At 68.2% G+C, this 22,073-nt stretch carries 16 protein-coding genes; 9 read left to right on the top strand and 7 right to left on the bottom strand.

Features of this window, described 5'->3' with window-relative positions:
- Positions 1-183 precede the first annotated feature (183 nt).
- From H2037_RS01755 to H2037_RS01765, 3 genes are read right to left on the bottom strand one after another with little or no spacing between them, the layout of a single operon-like run.
- On the bottom strand, positions 184-1,650 hold the full coding sequence (locus H2037_RS01755) for a PLP-dependent aminotransferase family protein (protein WP_292116893.1): 1,467 nt from the start codon (positions 1,648-1,650) through the stop codon (positions 184-186).
- Positions 1,651-1,709: 59 nt separating this feature from the next.
- Entirely contained in the window at positions 1,710-2,291 is a 582-nt protein-coding gene (locus H2037_RS01760; RefSeq protein ID WP_292116896.1) for an FMN-binding negative transcriptional regulator, read from the bottom strand.
- A 30-nt stretch (positions 2,292-2,321) separates the two neighbouring features.
- Positions 2,322-3,998, bottom strand: coding sequence for an amidohydrolase (locus tag H2037_RS01765; protein WP_292116899.1), 1,677 nt, complete (start codon positions 3,996-3,998; stop codon positions 2,322-2,324).
- Positions 3,999-4,239: 241 nt separating this feature from the next.
- Between H2037_RS01765 and H2037_RS01770 the strand changes: the two genes are divergently transcribed.
- Both H2037_RS01770 and H2037_RS01775 read left to right on the top strand, forming a co-directional pair.
- On the top strand, positions 4,240-6,471 hold the full coding sequence (locus tag H2037_RS01770; RefSeq protein ID WP_292116902.1) for a TonB-dependent receptor: 2,232 nt from the start codon (positions 4,240-4,242) through the stop codon (positions 6,469-6,471).
- Between the two features lie 9 nt (positions 6,472-6,480).
- On the top strand, positions 6,481-9,615 hold the full coding sequence (locus tag H2037_RS01775; RefSeq protein ID WP_292116906.1) for an amidohydrolase family protein: 3,135 nt from the start codon (positions 6,481-6,483) through the stop codon (positions 9,613-9,615).
- A 50-nt stretch (positions 9,616-9,665) separates the two neighbouring features.
- Here the strand turns inward: H2037_RS01775 and trbB are convergent, their stop codons facing one another.
- The 4 genes from trbB to H2037_RS01795 are packed head-to-tail and all read right to left on the bottom strand — an operon-like array spanning position 9,666 to position 13,519.
- Positions 9,666-10,619, bottom strand: a complete 954-nt coding sequence (trbB, locus tag H2037_RS01780; protein ID WP_292116909.1) for a P-type conjugative transfer ATPase TrbB — start codon at positions 10,617-10,619, stop codon at positions 9,666-9,668.
- A complete protein-coding gene (locus H2037_RS01785) occupies positions 10,616-11,059 on the bottom strand; it encodes a hypothetical protein (protein WP_292116913.1) in 444 nt (147 codons plus the stop codon). Before H2037_RS01785 ends, trbB begins: the two co-directional genes overlap by 4 nt.
- Positions 11,046-12,926 (bottom strand): type IV secretory system conjugative DNA transfer family protein, encoded by a 1,881-nt coding sequence (locus H2037_RS01790; protein WP_292116916.1) that lies wholly within the window; start codon positions 12,924-12,926, stop codon positions 11,046-11,048. Before H2037_RS01790 ends, H2037_RS01785 begins: the two co-directional genes overlap by 14 nt.
- Positions 12,923-13,519 (bottom strand): GntR family transcriptional regulator, encoded by a 597-nt coding sequence (locus H2037_RS01795; protein WP_292116917.1) that lies wholly within the window; start codon positions 13,517-13,519, stop codon positions 12,923-12,925. Before H2037_RS01795 ends, H2037_RS01790 begins: the two co-directional genes overlap by 4 nt.
- 217 nt (positions 13,520-13,736) lie before the next feature.
- Between H2037_RS01795 and H2037_RS01800 the strand changes: the two genes are divergently transcribed.
- The 7 genes from H2037_RS01800 (at position 13,737) to H2037_RS01830 (ending at position 21,972) form a co-directional block, all read left to right on the top strand.
- The gene (locus H2037_RS01800) at positions 13,737-14,225 is read left to right on the top strand and encodes a helix-turn-helix transcriptional regulator (protein WP_292116922.1); all 489 of its coding nucleotides are present in this window, start codon (positions 13,737-13,739) and stop codon (positions 14,223-14,225) included.
- A gap of 306 nt (positions 14,226-14,531) precedes the next feature.
- Entirely contained in the window at positions 14,532-15,146 is a 615-nt protein-coding gene (locus H2037_RS01805) for a lasso peptide biosynthesis B2 protein (protein WP_292116924.1), read from the top strand.
- Positions 15,146-16,885, top strand: coding sequence for an asparagine synthase-related protein (locus H2037_RS01810; protein WP_292116927.1), 1,740 nt, complete (start codon positions 15,146-15,148; stop codon positions 16,883-16,885). The genes H2037_RS01805 and H2037_RS01810 overlap by 1 nt, the downstream gene beginning before the upstream one ends.
- Positions 16,886-17,230: 345 nt before the next feature.
- Entirely contained in the window at positions 17,231-17,791 is a 561-nt protein-coding gene (locus H2037_RS01815; protein WP_292116929.1) for a hypothetical protein, read from the top strand.
- A gap of 1 nt (position 17,792) precedes the next feature.
- Positions 17,793-19,313, top strand: a complete 1,521-nt coding sequence (locus H2037_RS01820; RefSeq protein ID WP_292116932.1) for a PepSY-associated TM helix domain-containing protein — start codon at positions 17,793-17,795, stop codon at positions 19,311-19,313.
- 123 nt (positions 19,314-19,436) lie between these two features.
- Positions 19,437-21,515: a TonB-dependent siderophore receptor gene (locus H2037_RS01825; RefSeq protein ID WP_292116935.1), complete on the top strand. Its 2,079-nt coding sequence runs from the start codon at positions 19,437-19,439 to the stop codon at positions 21,513-21,515.
- A gap of 202 nt (positions 21,516-21,717) precedes the next feature.
- Positions 21,718-21,972: a helix-turn-helix domain-containing protein gene (locus tag H2037_RS01830; protein WP_292116938.1), complete on the top strand. Its 255-nt coding sequence runs from the start codon at positions 21,718-21,720 to the stop codon at positions 21,970-21,972.
- The last annotated feature ends 101 nt before the right edge of the window (positions 21,973-22,073 follow it).

Genomic DNA, 22,073 nt, shown 5'->3' on the forward strand with positions numbered 1-22,073 from the left:
CGCTCAGGTCGATCCTGCCGGCGCCCCTTACGTCATCACCGTTCGCCGGCCGGGCGACCGCCGCCTTGCGCCTGTTCGTCTCGGATGCGAGCGGGACGCCGAAGGTCCGCCTGTCGAGGATGGCTGCGAGATAGAGGCAAGCTCGCACCTGAACGATTGCCGTCCGTCGAATGCAGTCGCCGTCTAGGTTGAGACCATAGCGGCAAGACCAAGTCTGCGGATTGCGTCTCCCGCCTCCATCTCGTTCAGACTGGCGAAGCCCAGACGCAGACCACGCTGTTCCGAAGGAGGAACGGCGTAGGAATCCGACGGGGCGAAGCGAAGTCCGACAGAGGGGCCGTTCTGGTCGATGCGATCCAGCACGTCCAGATCGGGAAACTGCAGCCAAAAGGCTAGGCCGCCGTCCGGCATGTCATAGGTCATCAGCCCGCCCAGCTCGCGGTCCAGCGCCTCGGCGAAGGCCATGCGACGCGCGCCGTAGATCAGATGGGTCTTGCGGGCATGGCGACGCAGTTCGCCGGCGTCGATCAGTTCAGCCACCGCGTCCTCGGTCAGGGCGTTGCCCTGGCGATCCAGGGTCATGATCTGGCTGGCGATGGCGTCGATCACGGCCGTCGGCGCGACGACATAGCCGATGCGCAGACTGGGCAGGGTCAGCTTGGAGAGCGACCCGATATAGATGACCCGGTTCGGCGCATAGCTGGCCAGGGGCAGCAGCGGTTGGGATTCGAAGTGAAACTCGTGGTCGTAATCGTCCTCGATCACGGCGAAGGCGAACTGGCGCGCGATTTCCAGCAGGCGCAGACGCCGCTCCGGCCGCAGGGCGACCGTCGTCGGAAACTGGTGGTGCGGGGTCAGGAAGACGGCGCGGACCCGGTGTTTGCGGCACGCTCGCTCGACCGCCTCCACGTCGATCCCGTCGGCGTCGACCGGAACGCCGATGACCTGAGCACCGGCGGCGCGAAAGGCGGCCGCGGCCGGGGTGTAGGTCAGACTCTCCATGATCACCGTATCCCCCGGCTTCAGCAGGGCGCGAGCCGCCACGGCGACCGCCATCTGGCTGCCGCGGGTGATACAGATATTGTCGATGCTCGCCTGGAGCCCGCGCTGGGCGTTCAGCATGTCGACGATGCCCTGACGCAGATAGGGCGAGCCCCGCGGGTCGCCATAGTGCAGCCGGTTCCAGCGTGTGGCGCGGGTGATGGCGTCGCGATAGGCGCGGGCCAGGACGTCGGTTGGAAACAGACGGCAGTCGGGGGTGCCCTCGTCGAAGGTCAGGGCGTCGCTGCCCGACAGGACGAAGGGCGGGCCGTCGGCGGCGTTGAAGCGGAACTCAGCCGTGTCGGGCGGACCCGCCCGGGCCTGGCTCTCCACCGGCTGGTCCGGCAGATTGGTGGCGACGCGGGTGCCGCGCGTGCCGTGCGACTGAAGCCAGCCCTGGGCGATCAGATCATCATAGGCCAGGACAATGGTCTTGCGGTTGACCCCCAGGGTCCGCGCCAGCTCGCGGCTGCTGGGCAGATAGGCGCCCGGCGCCAAGCGCCCGCGCTGGACCTCGTGGATCAGGGCGTAGACGATCTGCAGATACAGCGGCATGGCGCGCGCGCCATCGATCCGCTCGGACAGGGTGATCTTCCAGGGTCGCAGCATTGGTCCCATCGACACGCGATACTGACCCCACCCTAGGGGCCAGTTGACGCCAGATGCAACTAGAGGCGCGCCTTGCGCATCAGGGCGGCGATGGGCGCGTCGCCCAGGGCGTCGAGAATTTCCTCGAACGACTGTTCGCTCTCGTCCTGCCCCAGTTTGAACTTGGCGGCCTGGCGCGTGACCCGGGCGCGGAAGGCGAGGATGTGGGGCAGCATCCGCTCATAGCGCTCGCCCATCTGCCGCACCGACCAGGCGCCGCCCTCCAGCGCCTCGACCAATTCGACGATGGAGCGATGGTTCTCCTCGGGCAGGAAGCGGACCTCGACCTCGAACTGGGCCAGGGCGTAGTTCCAGGTCGGCGCCCAACCGGGCTTGGAGATCCAGGCCGGCGGAATATAGGCATGTGGTCCCTGGTACAGGATCAGGGCGCGCGGATCGGCCTTCAGCGTCTCGATCTGCGGGTTCGACCGGGCGAAATGGCCGAAGAACTCGGTCACTCCGCCGGCGTCGTCCTCCGTGGGCAGCAGCGGCAGGGGCGTGACGGCGTGGTCGCCGCCGACGCCGCTGACCATCAGGCCCAACACCTGCGCACGGACGAGATCGACCACGTCCCCAGGCCGCGCGGGCGTATAGCGCGTCATTCGCCGACCGCCCGGGCGCGTCGATCCCGATCAGGCCGCATGGAGCTCGCGCCCCCCGACCAGGGTGCGCAGGACCTTGAGCTCGCGCAGGGTCTCGGGATCGATCTTCAGCGGGTTGGCGTCCAGCACCACGATGTCGGCCAGATAGCCCGGCGCCAGGACGCCCAGCCGGTCCTCCTGGAAGCCGGCGTAGGCGTTGGCCGACGTATAGGCCGTCAGGGCCTGTTCGACAGTGACCTTCTCCTGCGGCAGCCAGCCGTGCGGATGGGCGCCGTCGATGGTCTCGCGCGTCACGGCGGCGTGGATGCCGATGATCGGGTCCAGCGGCGCCACCGGCCAGTCCGAGCCGAAGGTCACCCGCGCCCCGCTGGCCATCAGCGAATGGAAGGCATAGGTGCCGTTCAATCGCGCCTCGCCGATCCGCTCGACCGCCCAGCGGCCGTCGTCGATGGCGTGGAAGGGCTGGACCGAGGCGATCACATTCTGGCGGGCGAAACGCGGAATGGCCGAAGGGACGACGTGCTGGGCGTGCTCGATGCGGAAACGCCGGTCGCGCGGTCCGTTGGCCTGAACTGCGGCCTGGAAGACGTCGAGCACGTCGTCATTGGCTTCGTCTCCGATGGCGTGGACGGTGACGTGCAACCCATGGGCGTCCGCCGCCAGCGTCATCTCACGCAGTTCGTCCAACCCCATGACCCGTGTCCCACGCTGGTCTGGAGCGTCGGTATAGGGGGCGTTGAACAGGGCCGTGCGCGACCCCAGGGAGCCGTCGGCCAGACCCTTGACCCCGCCCCATCGGATCCAGTCGTCGCCCCTGCCCTCCTCGGCGACATAGGCCGCGATCTTCTCCCAGTCCTGCAACGGCACGAAGGAGTAGAAACGCATGTCCGGCTGGCCGCGCGTGCGCATCCGCATCAGCGCCTCATGCGTGCCCCAGCTGATCTCGGGCGCATGGACCTGGGCGACGCCGTGTTTCAGGCCGTGGGCGATCCCGTCGCGCATGGCCTGGTCTGCGTCCTGGTCGGTGGCGGGCGGAACGACGCGGTCGATCAGGGCCTTGGCGTTGTCGCGCAATATGCCGGTCGGCTCGCCCGCAGCGTCGCGATCGATCACCCCGCCCGCCGGGTCCGGCGTGTCGCGGCTGATCCCGGCCAGTCTCAGCGCGACGCTATTGGCCAGATACATGTGCAGGTCGGTGCGCGGGGCTATAAAGGGGGTGTCGGGCGTGACGGCGTCGACCCAGTCGCGGCTGGGCAGCACGCCGCCCAGCCGCTGTTCGTCCCAGCTTCCGCCCTGCAGCCATTTGCCGGGCCGGATGTGTTGCGCCGCCGCCCCGACGCGACGGGCGAAGTCGGCGCGGTCGGTCGAGTCCAGCAGCACCGGTTGGGACAGCATGGTCGCGCCCCAAAGGAAGTGGGTGTGATTGTCCATGAAGGCCGGCATGACGAAGGCCCCGCCCAGGTCGAGGACGCGAGTCCGGGGCGTGATCAGGGCGCGCACGGCCTCTGCGCCCAAGGCCGCGATCCGCTCGCCGGCGACGCCCACCGCGTCGGTCGCCGGCGCATCCGGACGGCCCGTCCAGGCCACGCAATTGACCAAGGCCAGATCCAGCCCCGTATCGACGGCCCGCGCCCAGGCCCTGACGGCCGGCCCAGCGAGGGCGGCCGAAGCCAGGCCCAGGCCCAGCATATGGCGACGACTGATCATTTCGGCGGCTCCCACATCCACGACCTTGCACCATCGCACCGGACGCTGGGCCTGTCGAAACATCCAGTTCAGGATTGCCGACGGGTCCAAGCCATTCACGCCACGGGACCAGACTTGGACCCGTCGTCATCGCTGGATTGGATGTGTCGGGCGGGACCAGTCGTGACGGAGGGTTCGACCGTGGGCGGACGTTCCCTGGAGGGGTCAAGGGCGTCCGTATCCCACGTCAAAGGGGATGAACATGACGATCGCCAAACTTCTCACCAGCACCGCCCTGAGCTCGGCCGCCGCCGTGCTGCTCGCCACCGCCGCCCACGCCCAAGGTCAGGCCCAACAGACGTCGGACGCCGCCAGCGTGGGCGACATCATCGTCACCGCGACCAAGCGTGACGAAAGCCTGCGCCAGACCGCCCTGTCGATCAGCGCCGTCACCGGCGAACAACTGGCCGCCTCCAACGCCAACAGCCTGTCCGACTATATCGTCCGTCTGCCCGGCGTGGCGTTCAACGACTACCAACCCGGCATTTCCGAGGTGGTCATTCGCGGTGTGGCGGCGACCACCTATCACGAGCAGGGCCAGACCACCGTCGGCTATTATCTGAACGAAATTCCGCTGGTCGAGCCCGGCTTCCCGATCGGCATTCCCGACGTCGACACCTTCGACCTGGACCGGGTCGAGGTCCTGCGCGGACCCCAGGGCACCCTGTTCGGTTCGTCCACCCTGGGCGGTTCGGTCAACTATATCGTCAAGACGGCCGACACGGCCGGCTATGACGCCGCCGCCTCGGCCCTGGTCGGGGGAACCAAGAATTCCGACGGCGACGCCAACTACGCCCTGAAGGCCATGGTCAATCTGCCGATCATCGCCGACACCCTGGCCGTGCGGCTGACGGCGCTGGAGCGGTTCGACGCCGGCTATCTGGACAACCCCGGCACGGGCGTGAACGGCAGCAATGACTTCACCACCCGCGGCCTGCGCGGCTCGGCGGTCTTCACCCCAACGCCGAGCACCAAGATCACCTACCTCAGCGCCTATCAGGAGACCGAGCTCGAGGATCAGACCTATCTGGACCTGAACAATCCCTATGTCCGCGACACGCCCCGCGCCGAGCCGCAGGAGACCAGCTTCTGGCTGAACAGCCTGCGCCTGGACCAGGATCTGGGCTTCGCAAACCTGACGGTGATCGGCTCGGTGACCGAGAAGGACAATTCGACCGTCTTCTCCTACCCCTACGCCTATGTGACCGGCGTCACGACCGGCGAGGCCGCCGCCTATTCGCTGGGCGTGGCGGACGCGGAGCTGAAGACCTTCGAAGCGCGCCTGGCCTCGTCCGGAACCGGCCCGCTGAAATGGCTGGTCGGCGTCAGCTATCTGGAAGCGACAAAGTCCAGCCGCGACCGCATCTACCAGCAGGGCGCCGCCGCCTTCATCGACGCCAACCCAGCCCTGTATCCAGGCTACACTGGCGCGCAGCTTGCCCCGAACGACGCCATCTACGGCTATTTCTCGGACACGAAGAACGAGGACTTCGGCCTGTTCGGCGAGGTCTCCTACGCCTTCACGCCGACCGTCGAACTGACCGTGGGCGGCCGCTATTTCGACACCAAGAATTCGGCGACCATCACCAACGCCGCCGGCTCGCTGGCGCCGGGTTCGGTCAGCCTGGCCTCCAGCTTCGGCGTCGATCAATCCGAAGACGGCTTCACGCCCAAGGTCAGCCTGGCCTGGCGTCCGTCGCGCGAATTCATGGCCTACGCCACCTATTCGAAGGGCTTCCGCACCGGCGGCCCGAACCCGAACGCGGCCATTCTTCCGGGCGTGCCGGAATCCTATGAGAGCGACGAGACGACCAACTACGAGATCGGCGTCCGCAGCACACAGATCGACGGCCGGCTGACCCTTGACGCCACCCTCTTCCATATCGACTGGGAGAACATCCAGGCGCGCCTCTTCTCCGACGCGCCCGAATATTATTCATACGTCACCAACGCTGGCGGCGCCGATATCGACGGGGTGGAGTTCTCAGGCGCCTTCGCCCTGACACCGGAGCTGACGCTGAGCAGCAACATCACCTGGCAGGACGCGCGCCTGTCTGAGCTGTTGCCCGACAGTTTCGCGGTCGGCGGCGGCTATGCGGCCGGGACCACCCTGCCCGGTTCGTCGGACTGGACCATCGCCAGCAACCTGATCTACGCCCCGGCCATGGACCGCTCGCCGACCTTGGAGGTGGCGCATCGCTATCTGTCGGAGGCGCCGGTCGCCTTCGGCAACGACGCAACGCGTGGCGACTTCCACGTCGTCGACTTGCGCGCTTCGGTCGATGTGACCGACACGATCCGCCTGCTGGCCTTCGTCAACAACGCCTTTGACGAGTTCGGCGTCCTGAACGCACCCTTCACCTCGCAGGCGGTTCCGGCCGGCTCGATCATCCGGCCGCGAACTTTCGGCCTGCGACTCGACTGGTCGCTGTAGGGTCGAGCCATGCGCTACGCCCTTCTGGTCCTCTCCCTCGTCCTCGCCGGTCCGGCGAACGCCGAGAGCCCGCCTGATCGCACGCTGGAATTCACCGCGCGGGAAGGCACCTGGATGCACCCGGACGTCTCGCCCGACGGCCGCACCATCCTGTTCGACCTGTTGGGCGACATCTACGCCGTGGATGCAGGGGGCGGCGCCGCCCGCCCCCTGCTGACCGGAACCCCGTTCGAAAGCCAACCGGTCTTCTCGCCGGACGGCCGCCACATCGCCTTCATCAGCGACCGGTCGGGGACCACCAATCTGTGGATCGCCAAGTCTGACGGCTCCGAGCCTCGGATGCTGTCGCGCGAAACCAGCCTGAACCTCATGACCTCGCCCAGCTGGAGCGCGGACGGCGAGACCGTCCATGTCTCGCGCATGGTTCACTCCCTGCTGGTGTTCGAGATCTGGGCCTTCGGCCTGGACGGGACGCCGGGCGTGCAGCTCACCAAGGCCGGAACCGAGACCTGGGACGAGCGCCACAACGCCGTCGGCCCGGTCGCCTCGCCGGACGGCCGCTATCTCTACTATTCGGTCAAACAGGGTCACACCTGGACCGTCGCCGATCCGCCCGTCTGGTCCGTCGTCCGGCGGGATATGAAGTCCGGGACCGAGCAGACGGTCGTCCAGGGCGCCGGCGGCGCCATGTCGCCCGCCCTGTCCGCCGACGGCCGCATCCTGGCCTACGCCGCCCGCGACGGGCAGAGGACCGTGATCCGGCTGCGGACCCTGGACACCGGCGAGGACCGGCGGCTTGCTCCGATCGACCATGACGGCCAGGAGGGGGGCTATTACGCCGGTCTGACGCCGCGTTTCCGCTTTTCGCCGGACGACGGATCCATGCTGCTCAGTGTGAACGGCGGCCTGGCCCGCATCGCCGTCGAGACCGGCGCCCGCACCGACATCCCCTTCACCGCCGACGTGCGCCTGACCCTCGGGCCGGACACGCATATGTCCATTCCCGAGGAGACCGGACCGGTTCAGGTTCGCGTCATCCAGTCCCCGCGCCTTTCACCCGACGGCGCCCGCTTCGCCTTCACCGCCCTGGGCGGCCTCTATGTCCAGGACATGGTGGATGGAATCCCGCACCGCCTGATCGAGGCCGGCGACCTGGCCTTTCAGCCCAGTTGGTCGCCCGACGGCCGGACCCTGGCCTATATCACCTGGTCGGCCGCGACCGGCGGCGCGATCTGGACCATCCCCGCGAACGGCGGCGCGCCGACCCGGCTGACGACCGCTCCGGCCTTCTATACCGAGCCGGTCTTTTCGCCCGACGGCGCGATCATCGCCGCCCTGCGCGCCAGCGGCTATGACCGCATCCACGCGCTCAGCGAGATTTCACCCCAGCGTCTGACCGACGTGATCCGACTGCCGGTCGGCGGCGGGGCCGAGACCCTGGTCGCCCCGGTCTTCGGCGCCCGGTTTCTGGACGTCACGCCAGACGGCCGGCGTCTGCGCGTCTATACGCCGGCCGGCGTCGCCTCCATCCCGCTGGAAGGCGGCGAGCCCCGGATCGACTTCGCCGCCGTGGCCCAGTCGCCGTCGCAATATGTCGGCGCGCCCATCGCCGCCGACGAGGTGAGGCTGAATCCGGCCGGTGACAAGGCCCTGGTGCGCCAGGCCTCGCAGATCTGGCTGGTCGATGTGCCCGCCCCGCAAGGCGATCAGCCGCCGAGCCTCGACCTGACCGCCCCGCCCTCCAACGCCGTGCGCTTGACCCGCGTCGGCGCCGACTTCATGGGGTGGGCCGACGGCGGCAAGACTATCGCCTGGTCGGTCGGATCGACCCTGCACACGGTTCCCCTCTCCCAGGCGGGCGAGGACGCGGAGGCCAAGGCCACGACCGTGAAGGCCGTCGTCCCCCTGCCGCGCGACCTCCCCACCGGGGTCGTCGTGCTGCGGGGCGGCACGGCCCTGACCATGCGCGGCGACGAGGTGATCGAGGACGCGGACATCGTCGTGATCGACAATCGCATCGCCGCCGTCGGCCGGCGCGGCGCGGTGGATATTCCACAAGGCGCTGTCTTCCACGACGTGCGCGGCAAGGTGCTGACCCCCGGGCTGATCGACGCCCATACCCACTGGTTCGCCATCCGTCGCCCCGTTCACGAAGTGAACCATTGGGAGTTCCTGGCCAATCTGGCCTTCGGCGTGACCTCGACCCTGGAGGTCCAGCCCTTCACCAGCGACGTGTTCGCCTACCAGGACATGATCGACGCCGGCCGCATGCCGGGGCCACGCGCCTGGTCGACCGGCCCCGGCATCTTCCGCAACAGCCCGAACGCGACCGATGCCGACATCGCCGCCGTCCTGTCGCGCTATCGCGATCATTACCGCACCCGCAACATCAAGGCCTATATGGTCGGCGACCGCGAGACCCGCCGACGCACGGCGCGGGTCCTGGCCGAACAGGGTCTGATGGCGACCACAGAAGGCGCCAGCGACCTGAACCTGAACCTGACCCATTTCCTCGACGGCTTCGCCGGCAACGAGCACGCCCTGCCCGTCACGCCGATCCACGACGACGTGGTTCGCCTGATGGCCGAGAGCGGAACCAGCTACACCCCGACCCTGTCGGTCCTTTACGGCGGATGGCCGGCCCTGTTCGAGCAGATCATCAAGGAACGCCCTCAGGACGATCCACGCGTCCAGCGGTTCTTCCCTGCCGAAATGATAGCCGAGAAGCTCCGTGATCGGCACTGGGCGCCGGAAGAACAGCAAACCTACGCCCGCTTCGCGGCGGACGCCCTGCGCGTCCAACGCGCCGGCGGCCTGGTCGGCATGGGCAGCCACAGCGAGATCCAGGGCCTGGGCCTGCACTGGGAAATGGCCGCCTACGCCACCGGCGGCGCCACGCCGATGGAAGCGCTCTACGCCGCCACCATGGGGTCGGCCAGAACCATAGGCCATTCGGGCGAGGTCGGCAGTCTGGAGCCTGGCAAGTTCGCCGATATCCTTGTCCTGGACGCCGATCCCCGCGACGACATTTCCAACAGCCGCAGGATTCACTGGGTCATGAAAAACGGACGGCTCTACAATCCAGCCACCCTCCAGGAGGTCAGCGACACGCCGCCTCTGGCGCAAGGCCCCGAGGATCGTTGAACGCAAGCGGGGCCGCCCCGTGTGGCCGAGGAGGTCCGGCGTCCGAACTTTCAGATCGCCGGACGCGTGGAGATCGCGCCGTCGGGCCCGGCCTCCACCACGAGGATGTCCTCCACGCGTCGCCCAGACGAGACCCGGCCGATATGCACGATCAGGTCGACGGACTCGGCCACCAGCCGGGTGGGCGTGCGCGCAGCGACCTCGTCGAGCAGGCCCTCGATCCGCCTTACGACATCGAAGGCGGAGTTGGCGTGGAGGGTGGACAACCCGCCGGGATGGCCTGTGTTCCAGCTTTTGAGGGTTTCCAGCGCCGCCATGCCGTCACGCATCTCGCCCACGACGATCCGGTCCGGCCGCATGCGCAGCGCATCCCGCACCAGATCGACCACGCCGATCGGCGGATCGATCCGGGTCAGGACACTGACGCTGTCCCAGGCCGAGCATTGGAGTTCAGGCGTATCCTCTATGAGAAAAACCCGGTCTTCGGCGAAGCCCGGTTCGGCGAGGACGGCGTTGGCCAGGGTGGTCTTGCCCGATCCCGTCCCTCCCGAGATGAGGATGTTCGAGCGTGCGACGACCGCCGCCCTCACCACCTCCGCCTGGGCGGCGCTCATGATCCCCCGCGCCACATAGTCGTCCAGGCCCCAGATCACGGCCGGTCGCTTGCGGATGGAAAAGGCGGGGGCCGACACGAGCGGCGGCAGAAGCCCCTGGAAACGCTCGCCCGACCCCGGCAGCACCCCGGACAGCCGCGGCGTCTCACGCGCGACGCTCTCGCCCATATGGTCGGCGATCAGCTTGATGGTCCGCTCGCGGGCCTCCGCCGATAGAACGGCGCCGCTGTCGCGCCGCCCCTCGCCGCTCCGGTCGATCACGAGTCGGCCATCCGGGTTGGCCAGGATTTCAACGACGTCGTCCGCGAGCAGGGCGGCGAGGACGTCCGGTCCGAGCGCATGACGAAGCGCCTCGCGCTTGCGCTGGCCGACGAGGCCATGCGCGTTCATGGCTCGGACCGCCCCGCCGCAACGGCGGCCTCGCGCGCCTGACGTTCCCTGGACGCGCCGGCGACGATCCGGGCGGCGGTGGCGTCCAGCAGGCGTTCGATCCGCGCCTCCACGGCGGCCTGCACCGTGGGGTCCTCGTCGACAATCCCGTCCGGCAGCCGCAGGAAGAAGGCGCGCGCCACCTCGATCAGCAATTCCTGGACGATCTGCATGTCGCGGGCGGCGGCGCGCATATGATCCCGCAGCGATCGCTCCAGCCGAAGCAGCCGGTCCTCGGGATCGGCCTGCGGCGACGTCTGAAGGCCGCGGCTGATGGCGCGGCCGGCCGCCTGGCTCAAGGGGATTCGCCCCGTTCGCGCCTCACGATTCAGGGCGACCGCCACCTTGGGGTCGGTGAGATAGACCTGCACGCGGCAGGCCGGAGCGCTAGTCCTGGCCATCACGTCGTCCTTGCAAATGATCGAGCACCGCCTCCTCGGCGGCGTAGGTTTCAGCCACCCGGCCCATCACGCCGACCACCCGAGCGATGGTCTTCTTGTCCTCCATCGCCGCCGCCACCTCCTTGAACAGGGGCAGTTGCGCCGCCTCGTCCCGACCCAGGCTGCGCCGCCCGGCCCACGGGTGGAACGGCGCCGGCGGCAGGTCGAGCCGGACCGTCTGATCCGGCGCGACGGCCTTGGCCCGCGTTCGGAACGGTTCGCGTCGGTCGTACCGCAGCTTCCTGGTCCGCAACGGCTTCTGGCCCGCGACGAAGACCAGCTGTTCGTCGTCCGGCAAAGCCCGGATTTCGCCGGGTTCGAGCAAGGGGCGCTCAATCTCCGAATGCGACACCGAATGGCGTCCGGCGCCGAGCAGGGCCGGTCCGCTGCGGGTCGTGCGCCGCTCCGAGACGGTCCCCGTCAGCTTCGACACCTTGTCCTGAGTCAGGGGATCCAGAGCCGAAAAGGCTGTGTAAACATGACAGTTGTCCAAAATCCCGTTGTGCGGGCCGTAGGTCTCGACGATGTCGTTGAGCGACTGGGCGACGAACATCGTCTTGATGCCGTAGCCGCTCATCAGGCGCAGCGACTTCTCGAAGAAGGCCAGCCGTCCGAGCAGCGGGAACTCGTCCATCAGCATCAGCAGGGCGTGACGCTTGGTCCGTCCCGCCGCGTCCTGGGCCTCCGCCGCCGTCAGCGCCTGCGCGGCTGAATAGAACAGCAGCCGCACAAGGGGTCTCAACGCGGCCGCATCCGCCGGCGCCACCTGAATATACAGCGAGATCGGACAGCCCGCGCACATCAGATCCCCGACCCCGAAATCCGAGGCCGACAGGGTCCGCTCGAGATCGTCGCCGGCCAACCATTTGAGGTAGGACCGCGCCGTCCCCTGGACCGAGGTGCGGAACCGGTCGTGCATGGCGGCGTAGCCCTTCACCGCCACGGCGATGAAGGGGTGGGTCTCGGGTTCGCCGTTCGGGCCCGGTCGGTGCAGGGTCTTGAGCATGATCTCGGCCGCATCATCGAGATCGGCCAGCAGCGCGCGCACCTTCAGCAGGGTCTTGTCGGCGTCCTGCGCCGTATAGAGCACATGCAGGATCACGGCCTCGAGGATTTCCGAGGCCGCCTTGTCCCAGATCGCCTCGTCGTCGCGCACGCCGCCGGGATCGGACAGGATGGCGACCAGCCGCTGGATCTGGGCCAATTCGCCGGGGCCGGGCTGGATTTCCGCCAAGGGGTTCCAGCGCGCGGACGCGGGGTCACGCGGCGCGAAGCGCGCACTGTGGGAGAAGCGCGACCGCCAGCCGGCCGTCAGGGTCCAGAGCTCGCCCTTGGGATCGTGAACCAGGACGCTTTGCGGCCAGGACAGCAGGGTCGGCACGACATGCCCCCGCCCCTTGCCGCTGCGCGTGCCGCCGGTCACCAGACTCGGCCGCAGATCCGCGGTGGCCAGCAGCCGCCCGTTCAGCAGACCCATCACGGCGCCGCCGTCTTCAAGCAGGCCCGCCGCTCCGGCGTCCCGCAGCCCGCCCCAGCCCCGAACGCGCCGCTGACGCCCCTTGCCTGTGCTCGCCCCCAGTCCAAGTCCCGCCACCGCGCCGAGAAGCGCCACCATCCCGCTTTTGGCGATGGCGTCGGGCGCCTGCGTCCTGAACCGGTCTCGCCAGATCAGGATCGCCCAGGGCGGATACAGGGCGATCTCCGGCGATGGCCGCCAGGCGGGCCCCAGAGCTGGCGCTGCGCCATAGGTCCAGGCGAACATCTGACTCGCCGCCTGAAGCCCCAGGACGAGGCCCGCCCCAAGGCCGATGAGACCGGTCCGGTTCATTGGTCCGCCCGCCCTGCGCCTTGAGCGAGCGCCAGAGCCAGACGGGGCGCGGCCTGGATGCGGCGATGGTGATAGGTCTCCAGGGCGCCCGGCGGCGGTCCGGCGTCCGGCGCGGCGAGGAGGGCCTCGACCTCCCCCACGAGGTCCGACAGGATCTCGAACTCGACGGGCGCGAGGGGATCGAGACGGGCCTGGACGCCCTCGAAAGCCGCGCCCAGAACCGAATCCCCGACGCTGGCCGTCAGGTGCCGGAAGACGTCCACGACCTCCAGCTGGCCGGCGTGTGGGCCCTCGACGGTCCATTCGCCCCCGCGCGCCAGGGCGTCCTGCAGACACAGGAGGCGAAACCGGTAGAGGTTCGCCAGGATCGAGGCGTCCAGGCGCGGCGCGACGAAGCCCCCGAGCGGCGCCCGCTCGAGGAGGCCTTCTCCGCACAGCCACGACAGGGCTTCGCGGACCGGCGTGGTCGAGAGACGAAGACGGCGAGCCTCGTCCTGGATGACCACCGGTCGCCCCGGCGCGAACCCGCCCGTGCGGGCCGAATGACGCAGGGCGCCGAGCGCCTGGGCGAAGGTATCGCGGGTGCGGATCATGAGGATCGCCCTTGAGACGCCGGGAACGAAACACGTCCCTATCCGGACGGAATTTCAGCGCCTCGCAACCGGCGACGTCCGGTTTTGCGGCCTTTTGTCGGGCAGCCCGCCAGATTTTGTCGGGTCGCCCGCCAGAACGCGCGACAACGGTTGCGGAAATCCAAAGAACACCCTTGGTTGCTATTTCCGTCGTCGTCGCCGACAAATCCTTCAGTTCATGACCCAGTCCGCTTCCGTACAGACGAGTGATGGCGCCCTGACGTCGGGGGCCGTCAAACGTGTGCGACTGCGCCGAGGGCTCACCGCGCAGACGGTGGCCGAGCGGATGAATGTGACCTTGCGCACCTACGAGCGGTTCGAGGCCGGTCGAATGCGGCTCAATCCCGATCTGATCCGCCGCTTCGCCCGGGTCACGGACAGCGATCCCCATGCCCTCTGGATGAGCCTGCTCCTCGACGCGCCCGATCTCGCCCTCCACAGCGCCGACAACCAGTTCGCGACCGTGCTGATGTCGGCCACCCTCAAGTTCGAGGCCCGGGTGGGTCCGCGCCTCGCCCGTCTCAGCACGCGGGCGATCATCGACGCGGTCGTGGCCATGTATGACGGTCTGGCCCAGCAAGCCGAAGACCCGACCGTCGCCCAGTGGCTCAACGAGAGCGGACGCGATCTCGCGGCCGCGCGACCGCAGTCGACCCGCAAGCCCTGACCGCTCGAACCGAAGACGCAAGGCCCGCCCAAGCATAGGCCGGACGCTCTTCAAATATACGCTAAATATAGCTTCATTTCTGTTCAAGGCGCGCGCTCACTGGGCTCGCCACATCCGTGGCGACAACTCAAGGAGACCGAGATGAAGACCTCCATCACCCCCCTGCTCGTTCGTTTCGGCAGCGCCCGCGCGCTGACCCTCGACGGCCAGCCCGGCGAATTCATCGAACTCGCCGTCCTGCCCAGCCGCACCCCGATGTGAACGGGACGGGCGACCGCCCCGGCGGTCGCCCAACCGGCTGGCCCCATGCCCTTTCTCTCCCGCGGCGTCCACATGGCCAAGGTCGGAGACGATCTGCTCATCCTGGACGTCTACGCCGACGACTACGCCTGCCTGTTCGCCCGTGCGGACGAGGTCACGCTCGCCGCAAACGGCGCGATCGCGGCCTCGCCGGACCTGGAGACCGCCTTGTTCGGCGCGGGCTTCCTCGAAATCGCCGCGGCCGAGGCGGGTCGCAAGCCGCTGAGGTCGCCCGTGGGGGCCGTGTCGGTCGAGCCCTCCCAAGACGCGGTGCGCCTGATCGCCGTCGCCGAGGCCTGGGCCGACGCCCTGGTGTTCCGCAAACGCGCCCTGCATCAACTGGTCCGGCCGCCCCGCCTCCATCCAAGAGCCGGCGCGCACGCCGCCGTCATCGCCGCCGATTTCGCGGCCGCCCTGCCGTGGGCCCCGGCGAACGGCGCCTGTCTGCAGCGCGCCTTTCAGCTGCGGCGACGCCTGGCCCGCCGCGGCGTGGCGACCGACTGGGTGTTCGGCGTGCGCACCTGGCCGTTCGCGGCCCATTGCTGGCTGCAGATCGACGACCGCGTCATCGGCGACCGGCTGGAGCGGGTCCGCGCCTATACGCCGATCGCGGTGTTCTGATGCCGATCCCCTATGTCCTGATCAGCGCGCCGCAACCGGAACTCGAGGCCCAGGTGCGAGATCTGGCCGATCGCGCGCAACGCGCCGGCTGGACCCTGACCCGTCTCGATCCCGGCGTCTGGCTCGCATCGCCCGGCGGCGGCGAACCCGCCGTCGTTCGGGTCGGGCCGTGGCGCCTCTTCGGCCGGGTCATTCCGCGCCGCGCGCCGTGCTTCGCAGCGGCCGTGACCGATCCGCACCGGTTCGAACACGGCCTGCTCGCCCGGTTCTGGGGCGCCTATGTCGGCGTGCGGGTCGGGACCTGCGGCGCGACCGCCCTGTTGCGGGACGTCGGCGGCGGTCTGGATTGCGTCGTCTGGGAGGACGCGGGCCTGACCCTGGCCGCCTCCGCGCCCCCTGCCTGGCTCGAGCCCGCCCGCGCCGGCTGGCGGATCGCCTGGCGGCGCGTCGGCGCGGCCCTGCACGATCCCCTGTTGGTCTGGGAGGATCTGCTCCTCGACGGGCCGGTCGCCGTCGGGCCCGGCGCCCTGCAGCCGCTTCCACTGGCCCAGCCCCAGGTCCGTCTCTGGCGACCGATCGATGTCGCCCGACAGGGCGCGCAGTTGGCGACGACGCCCGCCGAGGCGGCGGCGCGTCTACGGGAGAGCCTCGACGAGGCGGTCGCGGGTCTGGCCGCCGCCTCGCCCGATCTGGCGGCGGAGGTTTCCGGTGGTCTCGACTCGAGCCTTGTCGCCGGATCCTTGCGCGCCGTCGGCGCGCCGGTCCGTCTGTGGCTCAACCTGTACACCGATAATCCGGACGGCGACGAACGCGCCTACGCCCAGGCCCTCGCCGATCATCTGGGCTTTCCACTCGAAACGCTGAACCACTCAGGCGGCGCCGTCACGCCCGAACGGCTGGCGGCGGTGTCGGGCGAATTCCGGCCCGGGCTCAACGCCCTGGACCCCGCCCATGACGCCCTGTGGGCGTCTCGCCTGCGCCAGGCCGGGGCGAAAGCGGTGATGACCGGACGCGGCGGCGACTCCATTCTGATCCAGGCCGCCACCGGCGACATCGTCACCGACCTCTGGCGCGTCCGGGGACCGGCGGCCCTGTTCCACCCCGCCCTGCCGCGGCTCGCAGCGCTTGAGGAGGCTTCTGTTTGGGACCTGATTGCACAGGCCCGATCCTGGAGGCCGCGCCCGGCCGCCACTGCGATCCGGGCGGCGCCTTTCGTAAGCGCCCCGCGCCCCCTGGCGTCCTCCTCGCCCTGGCTCCAGCCTGACAGCGCCGCGCTCGGCCCGGCCAAGGCCCTGCAGATCGCCGGGGTGCTCGACGGCGTGGGCCGCCAGTCGCCCTCGCCTTCGGACGACGCCGTCGAGGCCTTGGCGCCCCTCCTGTCCCAGCCCGTCATCGAGACCTGCCTGGCCCTGCCCGCCTGGATCCTCGCCGGCGACCGGGACCGAGGTCTGGCCCGACTCGCCTTTGCGGATCGTCTCCCCGACGCCATCCGGCTGCGCCGGAGCAAGGGCCATATGACCTCGGTCTACGGCCGCATGCTGGCGGCGGGCCTTCCCCGCCTTCGCCCCTGGCTTCTTGACGGCGTCCTGGCGCAGCAAGGCCTGATCGACCGTACCCGCGCCGAAGCCTCCCTGACCCCCGAAGCCTTGGCGTGGCGGGGCGGCTACGGCGAGGTCATGATCACCCTGGCCCTGGAAGCCTGGGCTCGGTCCTGGTCGTCGCGCCTGGAAGCGCACTGAAGGCCGGTACGCGCCGACGGATGGGAGCCGACGCCCCGAACGAGGCGTGGAGGCCGCTGCGGCCTGATCAAACAGCCTCGCGCTCGGGCGAGGCGGAGACGATTCCAGGTGGCCATGGCGAAATGGCCTGCGGTGGTCCGGCCTGAGCTTGCCGCCCTATGTCTCGATGAGTCTCCAGCCAGCGTAAGGTCGCCTGGTTCTAGTGCCGTCCGAATGTTGAACCTGAAACTCGGGTGGTCGTGACCTCGGGTCCGAAACCACAACGCGATGACCGAACCGCTTGCCTTAAGTGCGAATGCGTCTCAAATTCCTTGATTGAGGCGCTGATTTTGCTAGGACGCGGGGATGACATCCATCCTGCTCGCCGTATTCGGCTCCATCGTCGGCGTCGGCGCCGTGGCCTTGTTGCACCTGAAATGGCGCGGCGACGTGCGGAGCCGCGCCTTTGTGGCGGGAGGCTGGGCGGCTGTGGCCGTGTCGATCGGCCTGTGGGCGATCGCGTTCGAACCGGACGTGGGCGCGGCCTTCGCCGTCCTGCTCCTGACGCTTGCGGCCTTGGGCCTGGTCGGTCGAGGCGTTGATCTGCCCGCCCTGGTGCGATTTCCGAACATCCGGCGCGCCGCCAATCCTGAACCCGCCGGGAAACCCTCCTGGGCCGGCGTCGCCGCGCGTACGCTCGCGGTCGTTGCGGCCGCCCCCGCCGTGAGCATGAGCCTGGGCCTGCTGGTCTGGGTCGTGACGCCGGCGCACGAGTCCACGCGCTTCGTCTTGGCCGTATTCAGCTTCCTTCTCGCCTTCGCCGCCCTTCTGGTCTGGGGCCTGAGCGCGGTGCGGCCCTGGCGCGCACTGGGTCTGATCGCCTTGCTGGGCGCAGCGGCCGCCGTTCCCGTCGCGGCGGCGCTTTAAGATGGCGCGCTCGATCTGGCCTAAGTCGCCCCCCGGCTTCGTCCGGCGCCTGCTGGCGGGGCATAAGGTCCTGGGCCTAGCGCTGGGCGGCATCCTCTATCTGATCTGCCTCACCGGTTGGATCGGGGTCTATTATGTCGAGGTCGAGCGGTGGGAGCGTCCCAATCTGCCGGAGTTCACCACCGTGTCGCCGGAGGCCGCCGCCCTGGCGGTTTCGGATAGCCGTCGCGCCATGCTGGCCGACACGCACCGGGGCCCGCTGGACACCGATCTGTTCGTCGGCCTGCCGACGGAGGCCATGCCGCGCATGGTCGGCGGCTGGGGCCATGAGGCCCGCGCCTATGACGCGACCGGCGCCTATGCCGGCGACGCCCGTCATGACCTGACCCATTTCCTGACCGAGCTTCACTATTATCTGCATCTGCCGGAGACCTTCGGCATGATCGTCGTCTGCCTGTTCGGCGTAGGCATGATGGCCCTGCTGATCGGCGGCGCCCTGGCCCACCCCCGGATGTTCCGCGACGCCTTCTCGCTGCGCCCCCGCAAGGAGGGCCAGCTGGCGCGGGTCGATGTTCATAACCGTCTGGGGACCTGGACCCTGCCCTTCGCCCTGGCGATCACCCTGACCGGGACGATGATCGGTCTGGCGCAACTGATGGCTCTGGCGCTTGGAACCTTCGCCTACGACGGCAACGTGCTGAAGCCCTATGAGCCGATCTTCGGCGCCCAGTCCGAAATCGAGGCCGCGACCGGAGGGCGGGTCCTTCAGGGGGATCCCGCCATCCTGAAGGCCATTCAGCAGATCCGTACGGCCCAGCCGGAGCAGCCGATCAGTTTCATCGCCGTCCATATGGTCGGCACGCCCCAGGAATCCATCGAGATCACCACCAAACCGCCCCATCGGCTGGTCTATGGCGAAACCTGGCGGTTCGACGCCGATGGGAACCTGGTCGGCAGCCACAATATGTCGGACGGTCCCGCCGGCCGTCAGGTGGCCGCCAGCGTCTACAGCCTGCATTTCGGCGATTTCGGCGGGCAGCCTGTGAAATTCGTCTATGCGCTCCTCGGCCTCGCGCTCACGGTGATGATCGCCGCCGGCATGGACATCTGGCTGGTGAAGTCGGCGAGCAAGGGGCGTCCGCGCCCCGCGCTTCACCGGCTCTGGATCGTGCTGGTCTATGGCGCACCGGCGGCCATCGCCCTGACCTTCGCGGCCGCCATGCCGACCGGCCTCAACCCCGTCATCCTCTTCTGGAGCCAGATGGTCATTCTCGGCGTCGGATCTCTGGCCAGCATGCGGTTGACTGACGCACCGGCGGCCGAGACGTCGCGGTGGATGCGGTTCGTGCTCGGCGTTTCCGTCCTGGCCATGCCGGCGAGCCACCTGCTGGTGCATGGGTCCACGACCCAGGCGGCCCTCCAGATCAGCCTTCCACTGGCCCTGATCGGCCTGCTCCTGGCGACGACAGCCTTTCCGCGCCGGGCGGCGGCCAAGACCCGCCAAACTGTCCCGGCCGAGTAGCGCCCTTCAAGTCACAGTCGCAGCTTTTCCCCCGCGCCGTTGGAAGACGCCTTGACCCCGAGAAGTTCATAATGCGATGCAATCGCAAATCTGAACTCTCCACTCTTCTAGAGGCCGCCCCCCATGCTTCGCTCCGTCCTGCTCGCTTCGGCTTCGGTCTCGCTTCTCGGCCTTGTCGCCGGTCCCGCCCTGGCTCAAACGACAGCGTCGGATGAGGTCGGCGAAATCGTCGTCATGGGCAAGCGCGTGATCCGCGAGTCGGCCGGCGCGACGGGTCTGGACCTGTCGCTGCGTGAAACGCCGCAGTCGGTCACCGTCGTCGGCGCCGCCCAGATCAAACAGTTCAACTTGACCGACGTGAACCAGCTTCTGGCGACCCTGCCCGGCGTCAACGTCGAGGCGGTCGAGACGGACCGAACCTATTACACCTCCCGCGGCTTCGACATCGTGAACTTCCAGGTGGACGGCGTAGGCCAGCCGCTGGACTGGGGCCTGCAGGCCGGCGCCCTGGACGTCGCTCAATATGAACGGGTCGAAGCCGTGCGCGGCGCCAATGGACTGATGACCGGAACGGGCAATCCCTCGGCGACGATCAACTATATCCGCAAGCGTCCGACGGAGAACTTCCAGGCCTCCGCCTCCGCGGGATACGGCACCTGGGACGAGACGCGCCTGACGGCCGACGTCTCCGGCCCGCTCAATAACTCCGGGACGGTGCGCGGCCGCGTGGTCTACGCCAACACCGACAGCGACTCGTACCTCAACTACTACGGGGTCAACCGGAACCTCTATTACGGCATCCTGACCTGGGATGTGACGCCCAAGCTGAACGCCACGGCCGGTTTCTCGCGTCAGGACAATCTGGCCACGGGCGTGAACTGGGGCGCCCTGCCCCTGGTCTATTCGGACGGGACCCCGATCGATTACGATCCTTCGGAAACCACAGGCGCGCCCTGGACCTATTGGGACACCCACCACGATATCGGTTTCGGCGAACTGTCCTATGCCTTCGACAACGGCTGGACGATCAAGGGCGTCTACACCCATCGCGAATCCGAGGAAGACGCCAAACTGCTGTACGCCTACGGCAACCCCGATCCGGTGACGGGTCTGGGCGTCGGCGGCATGAGCGGCAAATATCCGTCAGAGCTCGAGCAGAACATGTTCGACGTGATCGCCAACGGGGACTTCGGCCTGTTCGGGCGTCGCCACCAGATGGTTCTGGGCTTCAACACCTCGACGAACGACAGCCTGAAATGGGAGGCGTTCGCCGACTATTTCGACTATCCGGCCTATCAGGGCGCCCACGTCGTCGCGCCGGCGGAGCCGACCTATCCGGACGCCTATCTGGCCGAAGACATCGAAGACCGGCTGACCCGCGCCTATGGCGCCGTCCATCTGAACCTCGCTGATAATCTGACCGCCGTCCTCGGTGTCAACGCCATCGAGGTGAAGACCACCGGCTCCTCCTACGGCACGTCTCAGGACCGCGACGAGAACAAGGTCAGCCCCTATGTCGGCGTGGTCTATGACCTGAACGCCAATGTCTCGCTCTACGCCAGCTATTCGGACCTGTTCACGCCGCAGTCGGAAAACGATATCGACCACAACCGCCTGGCCGCCGCCGAGGGCCGTAGCTATGAGGCGGGCGTGAAGAGCGAATGGCTCGACGGTCGTCTTTACGCCACCGCCTCGATCTTCAAATCAGAACAGGATGGCCTCGCGGAGTACGCGGGCTACATTCCAGGCACCTTCGACAGCTATTACATCGGCGTCGACACCGTCGCTGAAGGCTATGAGCTTGAGGTGGCCGGCCGGATCACGCCGCAGTGGACCTTGGGCGGCGGCTTCACCGACCTGTCCATCGAGGATGGCGCGGGCGCCGACACCCGTCTTTATATTCCGCGCCAGTCGCTCAAGTTGAACACTACCTACACCCTGCCCCAGTACAACAACCTGACCCTGGGCGGCGCCGTCCGGTGGCAGAGCGACATCTCCACGACCGACCTCGACACGACGGTCACCCAGGACGCCTACGCCGTGGTCGATCTGCTTGCTGCGGTCGATCTGACCGACCATGTCCGGGCCACGGTCAACGCCAAGAACCTGTTCGACGAGACCTATTACGGCAGCCTGATGTGGAGCCAGGCCTTCTACGCCCCGCCCCGCAGCGTCATGGTCACCCTGGATTATCGCTTCTGATCGGGCCTAGCCGTATCCGAGGACCAGCCAAGGCCTGAGCCGCAGTTCGATAGAGGAGGACGCGGGCCCTTGGGTTGGCTTGTCTCATGGCCGCGACCGGCGTTCGTCTGGAGCGAAGACCTCCGACCGTAGGCTTCCGTATATAATCTTCCCGATCGTGTTTGGAGACTCGCAGGTCCAAACACGATCGAGGATCTGAGTCATGGAAGAAGCGACACGCGTTCCTAGCCGATTTCTAAGAACGCCGGAAGCCGGCCGCTTGCTCGGCTTGTCCAGCAGAACGCTGGAAAAGCATCGGACATGTGGAACGGGCCCCCGGTACCGGAAACTGGGCGGGCGAGTGGTCTATGCGGAAAATGAGCTTCTGGCTTGGGCCGACGCCGGGCTGAGGCCGTCCACCACCGATCCCGCCGTCCTCCCCATGACGCCGACTGATTCCGGACGTCCGATCCGCTAAAGGCAATAGCGGGCTCGGCTTCAGCGGAAGACAGGACGACGGGGCGCCCGGCGCCGACTTAACGAAGAACAGCCCGTCAAACGCAGATCGAACTCTGGCGA

The sequence above is a fragment of the Brevundimonas sp. genome, from assembly GCF_013912065.1.
GTDB lineage: Bacteria > Pseudomonadota > Alphaproteobacteria > Caulobacterales > Caulobacteraceae > Brevundimonas.